This window comes from Mycobacterium paraterrae, assembly GCF_022430545.2.
In the GTDB taxonomy this organism is placed as follows: Bacteria; Actinomycetota; Actinomycetes; order Mycobacteriales; family Mycobacteriaceae; genus Mycobacterium; species Mycobacterium paraterrae.
This window is the reverse complement of sequence record NZ_CP092488.2, coordinates 4,794,097-4,809,984: the sequence shown is the minus strand read 5'-3', so window position 1 is coordinate 4,809,984 and position 15,888 is coordinate 4,794,097. Positions and strand designations below refer to the sequence as shown.

At 67.1% G+C, this 15,888-nt stretch carries 12 protein-coding genes; 6 read left to right on the top strand and 6 right to left on the bottom strand.

The genetic code is table 11. The annotated features are described in order from the left end of the window. The 3 genes from MKK62_RS23130 to lysX all read right to left on the bottom strand — a co-directional run bounded on the left by MKK62_RS23130 (position 1) and on the right by lysX (position 5,116). Positions 1 to 246 (bottom strand): PspA/IM30 family protein, encoded by a 246-nt coding sequence (locus MKK62_RS23130; RefSeq protein ID WP_240263522.1) that lies wholly within the window; start codon positions 244 to 246, stop codon positions 1 to 3. 18 nt (positions 247 to 264) lie between these two features. Beyond that, positions 265 to 1,725, bottom strand: coding sequence for an alpha/beta hydrolase (locus MKK62_RS23125; RefSeq protein ID WP_240263523.1), 1,461 nt, complete (start codon positions 1,723 to 1,725; stop codon positions 265 to 267). A gap of 61 nt (positions 1,726 to 1,786) precedes the next feature. Then, the gene (gene lysX, locus MKK62_RS23120; RefSeq protein WP_434085113.1) at positions 1,787 to 5,116 is read right to left on the bottom strand and encodes a bifunctional lysylphosphatidylglycerol synthetase/lysine--tRNA ligase LysX; all 3,330 of its coding nucleotides are present in this window, start codon (positions 5,114 to 5,116) and stop codon (positions 1,787 to 1,789) included. Between the two features lie 390 nt (positions 5,117 to 5,506). Between lysX and infC the strand changes: the two genes are divergently transcribed. From infC to MKK62_RS23100, 4 genes are read left to right on the top strand one after another with little or no spacing between them, the layout of a single operon-like run. After that, on the top strand, positions 5,507 to 6,100 hold the full coding sequence (infC, locus tag MKK62_RS23115; RefSeq protein WP_240263976.1) for a translation initiation factor IF-3: 594 nt from the start codon (positions 5,507 to 5,509) through the stop codon (positions 6,098 to 6,100). Between the two features lie 27 nt (positions 6,101 to 6,127). Then, on the top strand, positions 6,128 to 6,322 hold the full coding sequence (rpmI, locus tag MKK62_RS23110) for a 50S ribosomal protein L35 (RefSeq protein WP_240263525.1): 195 nt from the start codon (positions 6,128 to 6,130) through the stop codon (positions 6,320 to 6,322). Positions 6,323 to 6,374: 52 nt separating this feature from the next. After that, positions 6,375 to 6,764, top strand: a complete 390-nt coding sequence (gene rplT / locus MKK62_RS23105; RefSeq protein ID WP_240263526.1) for a 50S ribosomal protein L20 — start codon at positions 6,375 to 6,377, stop codon at positions 6,762 to 6,764. Positions 6,765 to 6,773: 9 nt separating this feature from the next. Further along, positions 6,774 to 7,547, top strand: a complete 774-nt coding sequence (locus MKK62_RS23100) for a TrmH family RNA methyltransferase (RefSeq protein WP_240263527.1) — start codon at positions 6,774 to 6,776, stop codon at positions 7,545 to 7,547. Positions 7,548 to 7,561: 14 nt separating this feature from the next. On the opposite strand, the gene MKK62_RS23095 is transcribed toward MKK62_RS23100, so the two are convergent. Further along, positions 7,562 to 8,611: an oxygenase MpaB family protein gene (locus tag MKK62_RS23095; protein WP_240263977.1), complete on the bottom strand. Its 1,050-nt coding sequence runs from the start codon at positions 8,609 to 8,611 to the stop codon at positions 7,562 to 7,564. 227 nt (positions 8,612 to 8,838) lie between these two features. Between MKK62_RS23095 and MKK62_RS23090 the strand changes: the two genes are divergently transcribed. Together MKK62_RS23090 and MKK62_RS23085 are read left to right on the top strand one after the other, a co-directional pair. Beyond that, the gene (locus MKK62_RS23090; RefSeq protein WP_240263528.1) at positions 8,839 to 9,780 is read left to right on the top strand and encodes an adenylate/guanylate cyclase domain-containing protein; all 942 of its coding nucleotides are present in this window, start codon (positions 8,839 to 8,841) and stop codon (positions 9,778 to 9,780) included. 9 nt (positions 9,781 to 9,789) lie between these two features. Further along, complete coding sequence (locus tag MKK62_RS23085) at positions 9,790 to 10,593, top strand: rhomboid-like protein (RefSeq protein ID WP_240263529.1); 804 nt, start codon at positions 9,790 to 9,792, stop codon at positions 10,591 to 10,593. Here MKK62_RS23085 and MKK62_RS23080 read toward each other — a convergent pair. After that, positions 10,590 to 11,921 (bottom strand): M1 family metallopeptidase, encoded by a 1,332-nt coding sequence (locus tag MKK62_RS23080; RefSeq protein WP_240263530.1) that lies wholly within the window; start codon positions 11,919 to 11,921, stop codon positions 10,590 to 10,592. The two genes, MKK62_RS23085 and MKK62_RS23080, sit on opposite strands and share 4 nt — an antisense overlap. Continuing rightward, on the bottom strand, positions 11,918 to 15,814 hold the full coding sequence (locus MKK62_RS23075; protein WP_240263531.1) for a Pls/PosA family non-ribosomal peptide synthetase: 3,897 nt from the start codon (positions 15,812 to 15,814) through the stop codon (positions 11,918 to 11,920). The genes MKK62_RS23080 and MKK62_RS23075 overlap by 4 nt, the downstream gene beginning before the upstream one ends. Positions 15,815 to 15,888: the final 74 nt, after the last annotated feature.

Genomic DNA, 15,888 nt, shown 5'->3' with positions numbered 1-15,888 from the left:
TCAGCTGTGTCCGTCGCGCATCGATTCGCGGATTTGCGCGAGTCGGTCGGCGGCCGCCCGTTGCCGCGTCTCGAACTGCTCCTCGATGGCACGACCTTCGGCGCTCTCGGAGTCCAATTCTCCCGCGCCGATGGAGGATTCGTAGCGCGACTCGATCTTCTCGCGAACCGAGTCGAAAGTAGGCACCCCGGAATTCGTGTAGCCGGCGTCGGGCTCAGCGGGGGAGTTGTCCGGCTCGTCGGGCATCGATTCACACTACCCGCGTCAACGCCCGACCGGTGTGGCGTGGGGTATCAGATCCGGCGTCACCGGCCAGCTCGACGGCGTGGGGATCCGCGGCGCCCCGGGAGTGGCCAGTCGACCGGCCAGCCAGGGCAGCGCCGCGGCGAACGCATTGCTCGCGAAGGGCCAGTCATGATTTCCCGGTTGCGCGACGATCGTGCAGTCGATGCCGTGCGCGCGGCCGAGGCCGCACAACGCCTCGGCCGCGGCGATCTGATCGCCCGGAACGGGGGTGGCGTTTCGACCGCCGCGGGTGGTGTCGCCCGCATCGGTCACCGATATGCCGTGACGACGGGCGCTCGACGAGACGTCGAACCATCCGGAGACCCCGTGATACAGGCCGTGTTTGGCGATCACTGTGGCGGGATCGAAGGCGGCCCAAGCGGTGGCGTTGCCACCGAATAGCCGCGCGATGGTTTGGGCTTTGGTTCCGGATTCGGGTCCCGCGCTACCGGCAATGTCGACGAACGAGCTGAACAGCTCCGGGTGCATGACGGTGAGGTCCAAGGCGCAAGTCCCGCCCATCGACCAGCCGACGATACCCCAGTTGGCTGCCTCGTGGCTGACGCCGAACTTCGAAACAACATACGGCAAAACATCTTTGGTTAGATGGTCAGCCGCGTTGCCGCGACTGCCGTTTACGCACTCGGTGTCGTTGTTGAACGCTCCGCCGGAGTCGACGAACACGAACACCGGGGCGTTGCCGGCGTGCGTCGCGGCCAACGCGTCGATGGTCTTGGCGGCGTTGCCGGCACGCAGCCAGTCGGCGGGCGTGTTGAATTCGCCGCCGATCATCATCACCGCGGGCAGCGGCGGCGGTGGATTGCTGGAGAACCACGCTGGCGGCAGGTAGACAAGCTCTCCGCGATGCTTGAAATGTGAGGCGGTGTCGGGGATCGTGACCGGCACCACCATGCCGTGGGCGGGCGGCAGGCCGGCGGCTGCCAAAGCGGCAACTCCGGCGGCGTCGGTTTGGTGGGGAAGCGGTCCGGAGGTCAGCTGATCCCACGCGGTCTGCACGGTAGGGAAGTAGCCGACCCATAGGTTGAGCGTCAATGCGGCGCTCAGTAGGCACATCGGTACGGCCACCAGCGACGCCGCCCGGCGCCACCACCGTGCGCTGTGCCAGCCGAGGATCAGGATCGCGGCGGCCGCACCGCTACCGGCGATCCACCACCACAGCAGGTCAGGCGCGGGATCGTCGGCCAAGCCGGCGCTGGCGATGTACCAGCTGGAGCAGGCGGCTAACGCGGCGCCCAGAACCGCCGCCACCGGCAGATGGAACAGCCGCCACATTCGGTTACGCCATCCGACCGCCAACAGCAAGAGCGCCACAGACAGCGCCTGCACCACGCCGGGCACCCAGCCGTGCATCAACGAGGTGTGGTTGTCGGCCAGCACCACAACGGGGAGGTTCGCCGTTGAACCTGTCACGCAGTCCATTGTGGTACGGAATGCCTGCTTTAAGCCGTATTTCCGCTCACCGAGATGTCAGTGGATTGGTTTAGCGCGGCTTTGCTAGCGGGAACGGCAGCGTTTCGCGGATGCTGCGGCCCGTGACCAGCATGACCACCCGGTCGACACCCATGCCAAGGCCCCCGGTCGGCGGCATGGCGTATTCCATGGCCTGCAGGAAATCCTCGTCGAGCTCCATGGCTTCGGGGTCACCACCAGCGGCCAGAAGCGACTGCTCCTCGAGGCGTCGACGTTGCTCGACGGGGTCCGTGAGTTCGCTGTACGCCGTGCCCAGCTCGACGCCCCACGCCACCAGGTCCCAGCGCTCGGCGAGACCGGGCTGGCTGCGGTGCGGCCGCGTCAGCGGTGAGACCGAGGACGGGAAATCGATGTAGAACGTCGGGTGCTCGGTGCGGTCTTCGACCAGGTGCTCATACAGTTCGAGCACGACGGCGCCGGCATCCCAGCGCGCCAGGTACGGGATCCCCGCAGCGTCGCACAGCCGGCGCAGCGTAGCCAGATCGGTAGTGGCGTCGACGTGCTCACCGAGCGCCTCGGAGACCGCTTCGTGAACGGTTTTCACCGGCCAGACACCGGAGATGTCGACTTCTTCCAGCGACCCGCTCGGCGTGGGTCGCAGCACGACGTGAGCGCCGTTGGCGGCCAGTGCGGCGTTCTGGATGAGTTCGCGGCTGCCGTCGATCCAGTCCTTGTAGTCGGCGTGCGCCTGGTAGGCCTCCAGCAGTGTGAACTCAGGGTTGTGGCTGAAGTCCACGCCCTCGTTGCGGAATGCCCGGCCCAACTCGAAGACCCGCTCCATGCCGCCGACACACAACCGCTTGAGGTACAGCTCGGGCGCGATCCGCAAGAACAAATCGAGGTCGTAGCTGTTGATGTGCGTGACGAACGGGCGGGCGGTTGCGCCGCCGTGGACTTGCTGCAGAATCGGGGTTTCGACCTCGACAAAACCTTTGTCGTTCAATGTGTCTCGGATCGCGCGGAGCACACCGCTGCGGGCAGTGATCAGTTCGCGTGATTCGGCGTTGACGGCCAGGTCGACGTAGCGACTGCGGACCCGCGCTTCAGGATCGGTCAACCCTTTCCACTTGTTAGGCAGCGGGCGCAGACACTTCCCGATGAGCCGCCACCGGTGCACGATCAGCGAACGGGTTCCGGTCTTGCTGTATCCCATTTCACCGGTGACCTCGACCAGATCGCCGAGGTCGATGGCCTTGGTGAAATCGGCGGTACGACCGTGCCCCAGGATCGAGTTCTCCAGCAGCAGTTGCACTTCGCCTGACCAGTCGCGCAGCTCGGCAAAAAGTACCCCGCCGAAGTCGCGGATCCGCAGCACCCGGCCCGACACCGAGACGTCGGCCTGGTCGGCGGTGTCCAAGGCCTGAGCCACTGTGTGGGTCGGCGGCCGGCCCACCGGGTAGGCGTCGATCCCACTGTCTTGCAAGGCTTTCAGTTTCGACAGCCGGACGCGCATCTGCTCGGGCAGCCGACGTCCGCGCTCTTCCTGGTCACTGAGGTCGGCTTGTTGCAACGCTGCGACGTCCGGGGCGGAGCCGTCGTCGTGCAGCAGTCCGGTTGCCAGCAGTGTCGGAGGGACCGACGGGTGCTGGCCGGTGTGTTGTTCGTCGCGCCGGACGAAGGGCAGCACTAGGAAGCCCTCGGCGATCACCGACGCGACGCCCACCCGCGGGACCATCCGGGCGTCTTCGTAGCAGGCGTATCGCGGCACCCAGTCGGGCTGATACTTCATGTTGGAGCGGTACAGCGTCTCCAGCTGCCACCACCGTGAAAAGAACAACAGGAATCCGCGCCACAGCCGAGCCACCGGTCCGGCGCCGAGCTGTGCGCCCTGCTCGAAGGCGGACCGGAACATCGCGAAGTTCAGCGAGATTCGCGTGATACCGATGCGCTCGGCGTGCAGCGCAAGCTCGCTCACCATGAGCTCGATGGTCCCGTTGGGTGATTGCGGCGAGCGTCGCATCAGATCCAGCGACACCCCGTTGCGCCCCCATGGCACCAACGACAGCATCGCGACCACCGTGTCGTCCGGGTCGACAGCTTCGACCAGCAGGCAATCGCCGTCGGCGGGATCACCGAGCCGGCCCAGCGCCATCGAGAACCCGCGCTCGTTGTCGGTGTCGCGCCAGGCATCCGCCCGCGACGTCACCTGGGTCATTTCGGCGGGTTCGATGTCGTGGTGCCGGCGAATGCGCACGGTCAGCCCGGCGCGGCGGGCCCGCGTCACCGCCTGACGCACGCCTCGCATCTCTCGCCCGGATAGCCTGAACTCGGCGGTATGCAGGATCGCCTCGTCGCCGAGTTCCAACGCGTTGAGGCCGGCCTCGCGAAAAGCTTTGGCGCCGGCCGAGCTTGCGCCCATGTTGCCGGGCGTCCAGCCGTAGGTCTGGCACAGTGCCAGCCACGCGCCGATCGCCTGCGGCCACGCCCGCGGATCGCCAATCGGGTCACCACTGGCCAGGCAGACCCCGACCTCGACGCGGTAGGTGATCGCGGCGCGTCCGCTCGGCGCGAACACCACCGACTTGTCCCGGCGGGTAGCGAAGTAACCCAAAGAGTCGTTCTTGCCCCACATTTCGAGCAGACCGCGAATAGCTGATTCGTCCTCACCGGTCAGCGCGTTGTCGGCGCGCTGCGACTGGAACAGCACGATCGCCGCGGCGATCAACGCCATCGCGCTGAATAGCCCCATCAGCGCGTTGAGGAAGACCGGTGGCCGGCCGGTGAATTGCGCCGATTCCACGACCGCGAACCCCACCACCCGGTTCACCACGTAGAACAGCCGGTCCTCGGCGGCAAGCGTGCGCGGGAACGCCTCGATCAGCCCCCACGACAGCACGATTCCGATCGCCCAGCCGGTGATTAAAACTCCCGCCGCTTTGAACAAGGCGCCCGCGCGCACCTTGGCCCAGAACTCCCGGTAGGCGAGGGTCGCCACGACTATCGCCGCGAGGTGCAGACCCAGGCCGAGCGTCTCGCCGAAGGTCTTCGCCGGGCCGGGATGATCGGCGACCAGGCCGGCCACGTTCAATCCGGCGGCCAGCAGCAGGTTGAGTTGCAGCACCCACCACGCCACGCGTTTGCGGGCGGTCAGCGCGCCCGCCAGCAGTGCCAGCACGAATGACCACGCGAAGCTGGTGTCGGGGAAGTTGAAGACGTAGTCGTTGATGAACTCGCGGGGCACCCGGATCGCCCACCGGATCACTGGCGAGACGCTGGCGATCAGCGACAGGGTGGCGATAATCCCGACGATCCAGCCGGCCGTCGCCGGCACCCAGCGGAGCCGAGTATTCGACTCGCTGCGTGGGCGGGCGGCGGTGAGGGTCACAGACGGCGAGGATATTCGGTATTGCTAGGGAATGCCTATGATCCGGCTGGCAGCGAATCGCTGGTGTCGGCTATGTAATGCCGTCGCGACGAGGCCGCCGGGCAGCGACGTGACCGAGCACGGTGTCTTGACTGGTAGACTCCCATACGCGACCGTCTCCGGCTAAGCCTGAGACAGCAAGTGGAGTCCCGCTCCCACCGTTGGCTAACTAGGCTCAGCGGTCCGGTCACCAGCACACCCGATGTGCAGGTTCTGCGTTTCGCAGGCGGCGTCATGCCGTGATCGGTCGGCACCGGGCCCTGCTTATGCAGGGCTTTTTTGCTGATGGCGTGGAATCCCAACCGCTGTCTCCCCGTGGAGCAGGTGACGGTGGCAATTGACCAGAAGATCAATGAGGGAGGCCCCATCAGCACTGAGACACGCGTCAACGAACGCATCCGCGTACCTGAAGTCCGACTCATCGGCCCGGGAGGGGAGCAGGTAGGCATTGTGCGTATCGAAGACGCCCTTCGCGTCGCCGCGGATGCCGACCTCGACCTTGTTGAAGTAGCGCCAAATGCCAGGCCACCGGTCTGCAAGATCATGGACTACGGCAAGTTCAAATATGAGGCGGCGCAAAAGGCGCGTGAGTCTCGCAAAAACCAGCAGCAGACCGTCGTCAAAGAACAGAAGTTGCGACCCAAGATCGACGATCACGACTACGAGACCAAAAAGGGTCACGTCATCCGCTTCCTCGAGGCGGGATCGAAGGTCAAGGTCACCATTATGTTCCGCGGACGCGAGCAGTCGCGGCCCGAGCTGGGCTACCGACTGCTGCAGCGCCTGGGCGCCGACGTCGCCGACTATGGATTCGTCGAGACCTCGGCCAAGCAGGACGGCCGCAACATGACGATGGTGCTGGCACCGCACCGCGGCGCCAAGACGCGAGCCCGGGCGGCCGAGCAGGCCGGGGGCCCCGCGTCGCAGCCCGCCGGCGACGCCGAACCGTCACCGAACTGACCCAACAAGACAGAGGACCTGAAAGAGATGCCCAAGGCCAAGACCCACAGCGGAGCGTCGAAGCGATTCCGGCGCACCGGCACCGGGAAGATCGTGCGTGAAAAGGCCGGCCGTCGGCACCTGCTCGAGCACAAGCCGACCAAGCGGACGCGACGCCTCGACGGGCGTACCGCGGTGGCGGCGAACGACACCAAGCGGGTCAACAAGATGCTGAACGGCTGACCGGCAGCCCAGCGCCGGAACAACCACTTCCCAACCAGATAGGAACACCCTCATGGCACGCGTGAAGCGGGCAGTCAACGCCCAAAAGAAGCGCCGCACCATCCTCAAGGCTTCCAAGGGCTATCGCGGCCAGCGGTCCCGCCTCTACCGCAAAGCCAAAGAGCAGCAGCTGCATTCGCTGACCTACGCCTACCGCGACCGTCGTGCGCGCAAGGGCGAGTTCCGCAAGCTGTGGATCTCCCGGATCAACGCTGCGGCTCGCGCCAACGACATCACCTACAACCGGCTGATCCAGGGTCTCAAGGCCGCCGGTGTGGAGGTCGACCGTAAGAATCTCGCCGAGATCGCCGTCAGCGATGCGGCGGCATTCACCGCGCTGGTCGAGGTCGCCCGTAAGGCGTTGCCCGAGGACGTCAACGCGCCGTCCGGAGAGGCCGCCTAACCGCGTCCGGTGCTCACCGAACGATCGACCCGGGTCGTCACCGCGGCCAAGCTGCACCGGCAGGTGGCCCGTCGCCGCAGCGACCGTTTCCTGGTCGAGGGCGCCAACCTGGTCGAAGCCGCCGCCAGGCGGGGACTGATCCGCGAAATGTTCGTCACCGAAGCGGCGGCGCAGCGCTATGCGGGTCTCGTCGACCGGCACGGGACGGCGGTGCACGTCGTCACCGAGCGGGCCGCAAAAGTGTTGTCGGACACCGTGACTCCGACCGGCTTGGTGGCGGTGTGCGAGCATCCCAGCGCGGGTATGGCCGATGTACTCGCGCAGTCTCCCCGGCTCGTCGCTGTCGGCGTGGAGATCGGCGAGCCCGGTAACGCCGGGACGCTGATCCGCATCGCCGACGCGATGGGGGCCGCGGCCGTGGTGTTCATCGGTCACACCGTCGACCCATACAACGGCAAGTGCCTGCGCGCCTCGGCGGGCAGCATCTTCTCCATCCCCGTCGTCGTCGCCCCGGACACCGAAGCCGCGATCGCCGCGATGCAGGGTGCCGGACTGCAGGTGCTGGCCACCACCGTAGAAGGTGAGTTGTCGCTTGACGACGCCGAACTCGCGCCCGCGACCGCGTGGCTGTTCGGCTCGGAAGCCCACGGATTGTCGGCCCAGGTCGCCGAGCTGGCCGACGCCCGGGTGACGATTCCGATGTTCGGGAGCGCGCAAAGCCTCAATGTCGCTGCGGCTGCTGCGATCTGCCTTTACCAAAGCGCAAAAACGCAGCGCGGCTGACTAGAAGTGCGGGGCTAAGCCGCTTTCCCTCGACCACGCGGCGGGCGCAACCCCGCCAGCGAGAACGTCGTGTGCACGAGTGAACCCGCTCGTTCGATGATGGATTTGCGGGGCGGGAAGTAGTGCATCGGCATTCCGCGTCGGTCCGGCGGCGGCGCGGTGAACCGCGGCGCCTGGACCAGTGGGGCGTCGGCTGAGTCGCGGCCCGCGGCCCGTCGGTAGGCCGCGAGCGCTCGCGGATGCAACCGGATCTCGTCGGGAACAGCAAGAAACGCCAGCTCGACCAGTTTTCCGAAGAGCCTGAGGATCACCTCATCGCCCGGAGTCCAACGCATGCCTGCCTTTTCGCGTACCACTGGCTCGAACAATCCGGCCGCAATCCAACGCTGGCCCGCGACAAGCGGTTTGAACAGCTGATCCCAGACCGGGGTGGGTAAGAGTACGAATTTTGGCTTGGGAATCCGGATTTGGAAGATATCCAGCGTGGCCTGGTTGATTTCCAGTTCGTCCCGACAGACCCGCTCCCAGTACTCCTGGAACTCCTCCCATGAGGTGGGTACTGGCCGCATGCTCATGCCGTACATCCGGTACCACTGGACGTGCTCGTCGAAGAGTTGGCGCTTCTCGGCTTCGGTCAACCCGCCGCAGAAGTATTCGGCGACCTTGACCACCAGCATGAAGAACGTGGCGTGCGCCCAGTAGAACGTCTCGGGATTAAGCGCGTGATAACGGTGGCCGCTGGCGTCGGTTCCCTTGATCGTTCGGTGGTAGCGCTTGATTTGCTCGCCGGTCGCCGACGCCCGTCCGCCGTCGTAGACCACGCCCATGATCGGGTACACCGACCGCGCCACCCGCTGCAACGGCTCGCGCAACAGGATCGAATGCTGCTCGACGCCGGCCCCTAGTTCGGGATACATGTTCTGGATGGCGCCGATCCAGACGCCCATCATTCCGGTGCGCAGGTCGCCGAAGTACTTCCATGTCAGGGAATCGGGGCCGAGGGGAGCGGCGGGCGGCGGGGTGTCGCGGGCCGCCGGGGCGGACTCATGCTGTGTCGGCGGCATCGACGTCACTGTCATCGCAGCCTCCTGGTCCCGATCAGCGCTGATCCATCCACGATAGAGATGACAACATCTGTTGTCTACGGCGCTATTGGCGCGTCGCGCGCGTCGTTATCGAGCCTCGACTGCCGCGTCGCAAGCCTGTGATCAGCCGGTTTATCGCGCATGGTGGCCGACGCCACGACGGCGGTCGTTGCCGGGCCTTTCGACATGCACCTACTCTGAGGGTTGTGGAACTCGGGCCAAAAACAGTGTCCGGCGAGCCCGAGCAAACGGTGACCACGCCGGATTCATCTTCGTCGCGACAGCATTCGCCGACATCCCTGCGTGGCGCGGCGAAGTGGCTGCGCAGCACCAACCAGAGCCCCGGCCTGATCTCGCTGGTCCGGCGGGCTCGCCGGGGCTTGCCGGGGGATCCGGATTTCGGTGACCCGCTTTCGACGGCCGGCCAGGGCGGTCCGCGCGCTGCGGCCCGCGCCGCCGGCCGTCTCCTGGGCGAACGCGGCGGCGCATCGCGGGAGGTCAGCCTGGGCGCGCTGCAGGTGTGGCAAGCCCTGACCGAGGCGGTGTCTCGCCGACCCGCGAACGAAGAAGTCACCATCGTCTTCACCGATCTGGTCGGCTTCTCCGATTGGTCGCTGCGTGCCGGTGACGACGCCACGCTCAAGCTGCTGCGACGAGTGGCTCGCGCGATCGAGCCGCCACTGCTGGATGCCGGTGGCCACATCGTCAAACGGATGGGTGACGGCACCATGGCGGTGTTCGACGAGCCGCTTGTAGCAATTGCCGCGGTGCTGGAAGCCAAGCGAGCGCTGAAATCCGACGTGGATATCGACGGCTACCGCCCGCGGATGCGGGTCGGCATCCACACCGGGCGCCCGCAGCGGTTGGCGGCCGACTGGCTGGGTGTCGACGTCAACATCGCCGCGCGGGTGATGGAGCGGGCCACCCGAGGCGGAGTGATGGTCTCAGGGGCCACACTGGACCTGCTCGACCCCGACGACTTGGTCACACTCGGGGTTGTAGCCAAGCGCGTTCACTGGTCGGTTTTCGGTGGCAAACCCGCAGGTCTACCCCCTGATCTGTCGGTATACCGGCTCAAGCCGTCGGGGGAAACTGTTAGCGACTTATCAGCATTGGACAATCCGGGTGGGGACGGCTCGCAGGCATAGTAGATAGCGATGATCGTGCAGGTGCTGTCGAGGCTTTCGCGTGTGCGGATTACGCTCGCCTACGCGGTCGTGCTGATCGGTGTCAGCGCGGCGCTTGTCGAGCTCGGTCCGCGTGTGCGCGCGCATGTGATCGCTCAGGCCAGTACGAACCTGCACAACTTGGCTCACGGGAATTTCGCCACGCTGCTGGGCAGCGCGTTCGTCACCGACGCCGGCCCGATGTACTTCTGGCTGCCGTGCCTCGTCTGCCTGCTCGCCTTGGCCGAGTTGATCTGGCGCAGCGGACGGCTGGCGATTGTCTTCATCACCGGCCACATCGGCGCCACGCTGTTGGTCGCGGCCGGCCTCACCGCTGCGATCGAGTTCCACTGGTTGCCCCTGTCGGTATCGCGCGCCAGCGACGTCGGGGTGAGCTACGGTGCCGTCGCGGTGCTGGGCGCGTTGACATCGGCGATTCCTCGCCGCTGGCGTCTGGCCTGGGTCGGGTTTTGGGTCCCGGTCGGCCTGGCAGCTGCGCTGTTGGGCGAAGACTTCACCGATGTCGGCCATGCCGTCGCGCTCATCCTCGGCCTGCTGGTTTCCACCCGCCTGGACGGCCCGGCCCGCTGGACGCGGGTCCGGTGCGCCCTATTGGCGGTGTCCGCGGCCTTCGGTTTCCTGATGCTGGCGCATGACACCTGGTCGATGCTGGGTGCCGGTGCTGTGGGCGTGGCGGGCGCGGCGATCATCGAGCTGCTGACCCGCCTACCGCTGACGCGGCGCCGGCTCGCGCCAGAACTGGCACCCGAGCCAGCTCTGACCGCCGAGTGCTAGGGCACGGCTCGCGAATACAGCCAGCTCTCCCATAGCGGCGTCAGTAATTCGTCGCAATACCCGGCGGCCAGGCCGATGAAATCGTCGGTGGCGGCGTTGGCGTGGCGGTAGCGGGTGGTCCACTCTTTCAGCAGTGCGAAGAACTTCTCGTCGCCGAGTCGTCCGCGCAGGGCGTGCAGTGTCAGTGCCCCCCGCTTGTAGACGCGATCGTCGAACATGTCCCGTGCACCGGGGTCGGCCAGCAGCAGATCCTGCGGCGAGTCGCGCAGCTTTCGGTGGTAGTGGCGCGCCCACTCGTCGGCGCTGCGTCCACCACTGTGCTCCGACCACAACCACTCGGCATAGCAGGCGAATCCCTCGTGAAGCCAGATGTCGCGCCACTGCCCAACCGTGACGGAATTGCCGAACCACTGGTGGGCTAGCTCGTGGGCGATCAGGCGTTCGCTGCGCCGTGTGCCATCGCAGTGGTTGGCGCCGAATATCGAAATCCCTTGTGCCTCCAGCGGTATTTCGAGGTCATCGTCGGTGACGACCACCGTGTAGCCGTTTGCCAACGGATACGGTCCGAAGAGCTCGACGAATAATTCCATCATCTCGGGCTGCCGCCCGAAGTCCTCGTAGAAGTCGTGACGGAGGCGCTCGGGCAATGCGGCCCGCATCTGAACCGGTGAGGTGCCCAACCGGGTCAGCTCGTACATCCCGACCTGCAGGGTGATCAGGTAGGTCGAGGTCGGCTCGGGTTGTTCGTAGGTCCAGACGGTCTGAGCTGCGCGCGACCGTCGCGACGCCAACCGACCGTTGGCAACTACCCGGTAGGGGTTGTCGACGCTGATCTGGATGCGGTACGACGCCTTGGCGCTGGGGTGGTCGTCGCACGGGAACCACGACGGGGCGCCGTTGGGTTGTCCGGCGACCAGCGCACCGTTGGTCAGTTCCTCGAAACCGACCGCTCCCCAAAGAGTTCGGAGCGGTCGCGGTGCGCCGTGGTAGTGCACGGCGATCGAGATCTGCGTGCCCGACAGGACCGGCGACGACGGGCGGATACGCAGTTTCTTGTCGCGACAAGCGAATTGGGCCACGCGCTTACCGTTCACCAACACCTTCGTCACCGTCATCGCATCGGAGAAGTCGAGGGTGAAATCCTCCAGATCTGCCATAGCCTCGGCGGTGAGGGTCGCCGATCCGGACAGCCGGTTGCTGGCGACCTTGTACTCCAGGACCATGTCATAGTGCGACGCCCGATAACCGAGGTTGCCGCTCTTAGGCAGGTACGGGTCGATCACGGTCGAAGCCCGGCTGGTTGCCGGCTTCTTGGCAGCACGTTTCACGCGGCGGCCTTCTTGCCGGTCTTTTCCCGGGCCGAATTCCAGGGCCGGATCGGATTACCTTGCCAGCGAGTCGATTTCGGCACCGAGTCACCGCGCACCACGAGCGATGCGGGACCGACGGTCACCCCTGCGCCGAGCCGGGCCGACGGCAGCGCGACGCCGTGCGGGCCGAGTGTCGAGCCCTGCTCGAGAACGACTTCGTCCATCCGCATGATGCGGTCGTGGAACAAATGGGTCTGCACCACGCAACCGCGGTTGACGGTGCTGCCGGTACCGAGCGTGACGAGGTCGGCCTCTGGGAGCCAGTAAGTTTCACACCACGCCCCGGACCCGACTTTCGCGCCGAGCGCCCGCAACCAGACGTTTATCACCGGTGTCCCACTTGCCGCGCGGGCGAACCAGGGCGCGGCGACCGTCTCGACAAAAGTGTCGGCCAGCTCGTTGCGCCACACGAATGACGACCACAGCGGAAATTCACCGGCCCGAATGCGACCGACGAGAAGCCATTTTGCGGCCACGGCGACCAACGCGGCCATCGCACCGGCCGCCAGCAACACCAACCCGCCGCCAAGCGCGGCCGCCCAGATACCGAAAATGCGGGCCAGCGCCTGGAGTGCACCCAGCACCGCCAACCCGATCGCGGCCGTCACCATCACCGGGACCATCCGGAACGCCTCGACGGCGGCCCGCATCCCCTTCAACCGCCACGGCGGCTCGTAGGTACGGGTGGCGTCGGCCTCTGCGGGCCTTCGACGCAACCGCATGGGCGGGCTGCCCAGCCAGGACGAACCGCGCTTGGCCTTGGGCGGGGCCGCGGACAGCACCGCGACCAGTCCGTCATCCGGTACCCGCCGGCCCGGCTGGGTGATGCCCGAATTACCGAGAAAGGCCCGCCTCCCAACCGTCGTGGTGGCGGCGTAAATCCAGCCGCCGCCAAGCTCGTAGGAGGCCACCATGGTGTCGTCGGCTAGAAACGCGCCGTCTTCGATGACTGTGAACTTCGGTGTCAGCAGCACGGTGGAGATCTCGGTGTCGCGGCCGACCTGCGCGCCCAGCATCCGTAACCACGTCGGCGTCGCGAGGCTGGCGTAGAGCGGGAACAAGTAGTTGCGCGCACCGTCCATCAGGCGCTCAGTGGCCCACAGCTGCCACCCACTGCGGCTGCGCACCGGGTGATAACCCTCCCGCAAGCCGATCGACAGCAACCGCACCGTGACAACGGTCATCACCGCGTAGGCAGCCAAGCCAGCCACGGTCGCGACCGGCGTCCAGCAAATCGCCGGCAATACTGCCTGCGACAGGCGGTGCGTATCGTGCACGGCGACACCGACCACGGCCAGTCCCACGACCAAGGCGGTCAACGGCATCGCGGCCAGCAGGATCGAGGTCATCGCGTAAATGCCGACCCAGTGGGTGCGGCGGGCGGGCCGCTCGTCGGGCCACGGGTGGTTGACCCGGCCCGACTTCACCGCGGGCGAGCCTTTCCAGTACTGCCGGCTCTTGACCTTGCCGACCACTCCCGAGCCGGGCGCGATATCCGCGTTCTTGCCGACGACCGCGCCCGGCAGCAGCGTGGTGCGGGCGCCGATCGTCGCGTCGTTGCCGATAGTGATCGCGCCGACATGGAACGTGTCGCCATCGATCCAGTGCCCGCACAGGTCCACCTCGGGCTCGACCGCGCTGCGGTGCCCGAGAGTTAGCAGACCGGTGACGGGCGGCACCGAGTGCAGATCGACACCCTTACCGATGTCGGCGCCCAGCGCACGGGCGTAGTAGACGAGCCACGGCGCGCCGGCCAGATTTTCGGCGCCGCTGGCTTCGGCGAGCCGCTCGGCGAACCACACTCGCAGATGCAGCCAGCCCCCGCGTGGATAACTTCCGGGCTGGACATCCGGCAACAGGAGCCGTGCGACCAGCACCGCGATGCCCATCCGGCCCACCGGTGTGACGAAAACGACGAATGCCGTCGCGACCAGCCACCAGTTCACTTCGACCGTCCATGACACCAGGTGCAGCGCACGAGCGATGTTGTTGCCCAGCGCCAACCACGTCACCCACTGCAATGCCGCCACGGTCGCCAATGGCACCGACAGGGCAATCTGTGCGAGCTGGGTCAGGCGCGGTGTCGGGCGCACCCGGCGCTCGACCACGTCCGGGGGTTTCTCCTGCTCGTCGAGGAAGCCGGCGAGCGACCCGAGCCGTGGGTGGTCGTACACGTCGGCGACGGTCACCTGCGGGTAGCGGTCCCGCAGCGCGGCGACCAGCTGGGCGGCCGCGAGCGAGCCGCCACCTAGGGCGAAGAAGTCGGCCTCCGGGCCGTCGATGCTCGCCCCCAGCAGGTCTCGCCACAATCCGGCCAGCCAGCCGACCGTGCCGACGAGCTCGACCGTTGCCTCCGCATCGCCACCCGCCGGCGGCCAGGGCAGCGCGTCGCGGTCGACCTTGCCTGATGTGCGGGTGGGCAATTCGTCGACCCGGACCAGTCGTGGCACTAAGGCGGCGGGCAGCTGCTCGGCGAGCGTGGCCCGGGCGGCGGCCATGTCGAAATCGGGTTCTGCACTGGCCACGTAGCCGACCAGCACCGGCGTGCCCGCCCCGGTCCGGCGAACCGCCGCGGCGCCGCCGCTGACGCCCGGCAGGTGCACCAACGCCGAGTCCACCTCGCCGAGCTCGATGCGCCGACCGCCGACCTTGACCTGGTCGTCGGCGCGGCCGCAGAAGATCAGGCCGTCACTTTCCAGCCGCACCAGGTCGCCGCTGCGGTAGGCGCGTCGCCAGCCCAGCGTCGGCATCGGAGCGTACTTCTCGGCGTCCTTGGCGTCGTCGAGGTAGCGGGCCAGGCCGACGCCACCGATCACCAGCTCTCCGATACCGCCCTCCGCCACCGGGTGGCCGTCGCCGTCGACGACGGCGAGGTCCCAGCCCGGCAGCGGCAACCCGATGCGCACCGGCCCCTCGCCGCTCAGCTTGGCGGCGCACGCGACCACGGTGGCCTCGGTGGGGCCGTAGGTGTTCCACACTTCGCGGCCATCGACGGCCAACCGTGCCGCGAGCTCGGGGGGACAGGCCTCGCCGCCGAAGATCAACAGCCGCACCGCCTCGAGCGCCTCCGCCGGCCAGAGCGCGGCCAACGTGGGCACGGTCGAGACCACCGTCACGTCACGGCTGACCAGCCACGGTCCGAGATCCATCCCGCTGCGCACGAGCGACCGCGGCGCAGGGACCAGGCAGGCGCCATGCCGCCAGGCCAGCCACATTTCTTCACAGGACGCGTCGAACGCCACCGACAGCCCGGCCAAGACCCGGTCGCCCGGCCCGATGGGGTTGTCTCGTAGGAACGTTTGTGCCTCGGCGTCGACGAATGCGGCAGCGCTGCGGTGGGTGACCGCAACTCCCTTCGGTGTCCCGGTCGATCCGGAGGTGAAAATGATCCAGGCGTCGTCGCGGGGGAGAGGAGCCCCGGCCCGCCATCCGCGCGAGGAGCCAGGGCCCCGGGACATGCCGGCTTCGGTGACGATCGCTGCGACTCCTGCCTCGCGGAAGACGAGGTCGGCCCGCTCGTCCGGATCGTCGGCGTCGACCGGGACGTAGGCCGCACCGGTGGCCAACGTCGCAAGGATCGCCTCGTAGAGCGCGAAGCTGCCGGACGGCATCCGGATACCGATGCGGTCGCCGCGGCCGATACCGCGGGCGGCCAGCCAGGCGACGCTGGCCTCGATATCGCTGATCAGCTCGCTGTAGGTGAGCTGCACTGTGCCGTCGTCGATCGCCGCGGCCTCCGGGAAACAGGCGGCGGTGTCATAGAGGATGTCGATCAGCGTGCGCGGATCCGCGGCGCGCGGCGACAACAGGTACTGCGCCGGGATGCGCTCGGGAGCTTGGGGCGTCGCCACCCGTACGAAAATACTCAAGCCCGTCCGCTTCACCGGTTGGCGCGCGCACGGCGGGTGGGAAAAGTCGCTGACGT

Coding starts and splice junctions, on each gene's coding strand:
- MKK62_RS23130 (WP_240263522.1), bottom strand. CDS start 246: ATGCCCGACGAGCCGGACAACTCCCCCGCTGAGCCCGACGCCGGCTAC.
- MKK62_RS23125 (WP_240263523.1), bottom strand. CDS start 1,725: ATGGACTGCGTGACAGGTTCAACGGCGAACCTCCCCGTTGTGGTGCTG.
- rpmI (WP_240263525.1), top strand. CDS start 6,128: ATGCCCAAGGCCAAGACCCACAGCGGAGCGTCGAAGCGATTCCGGCGC.
- rplT (WP_240263526.1), top strand. CDS start 6,375: ATGGCACGCGTGAAGCGGGCAGTCAACGCCCAAAAGAAGCGCCGCACC.
- MKK62_RS23095 (WP_240263977.1), bottom strand. CDS start 8,611: ATGCCGCCGACACAGCATGAGTCCGCCCCGGCGGCCCGCGACACCCCG.
- MKK62_RS23085 (WP_240263529.1), top strand. CDS start 9,790: ATGATCGTGCAGGTGCTGTCGAGGCTTTCGCGTGTGCGGATTACGCTC.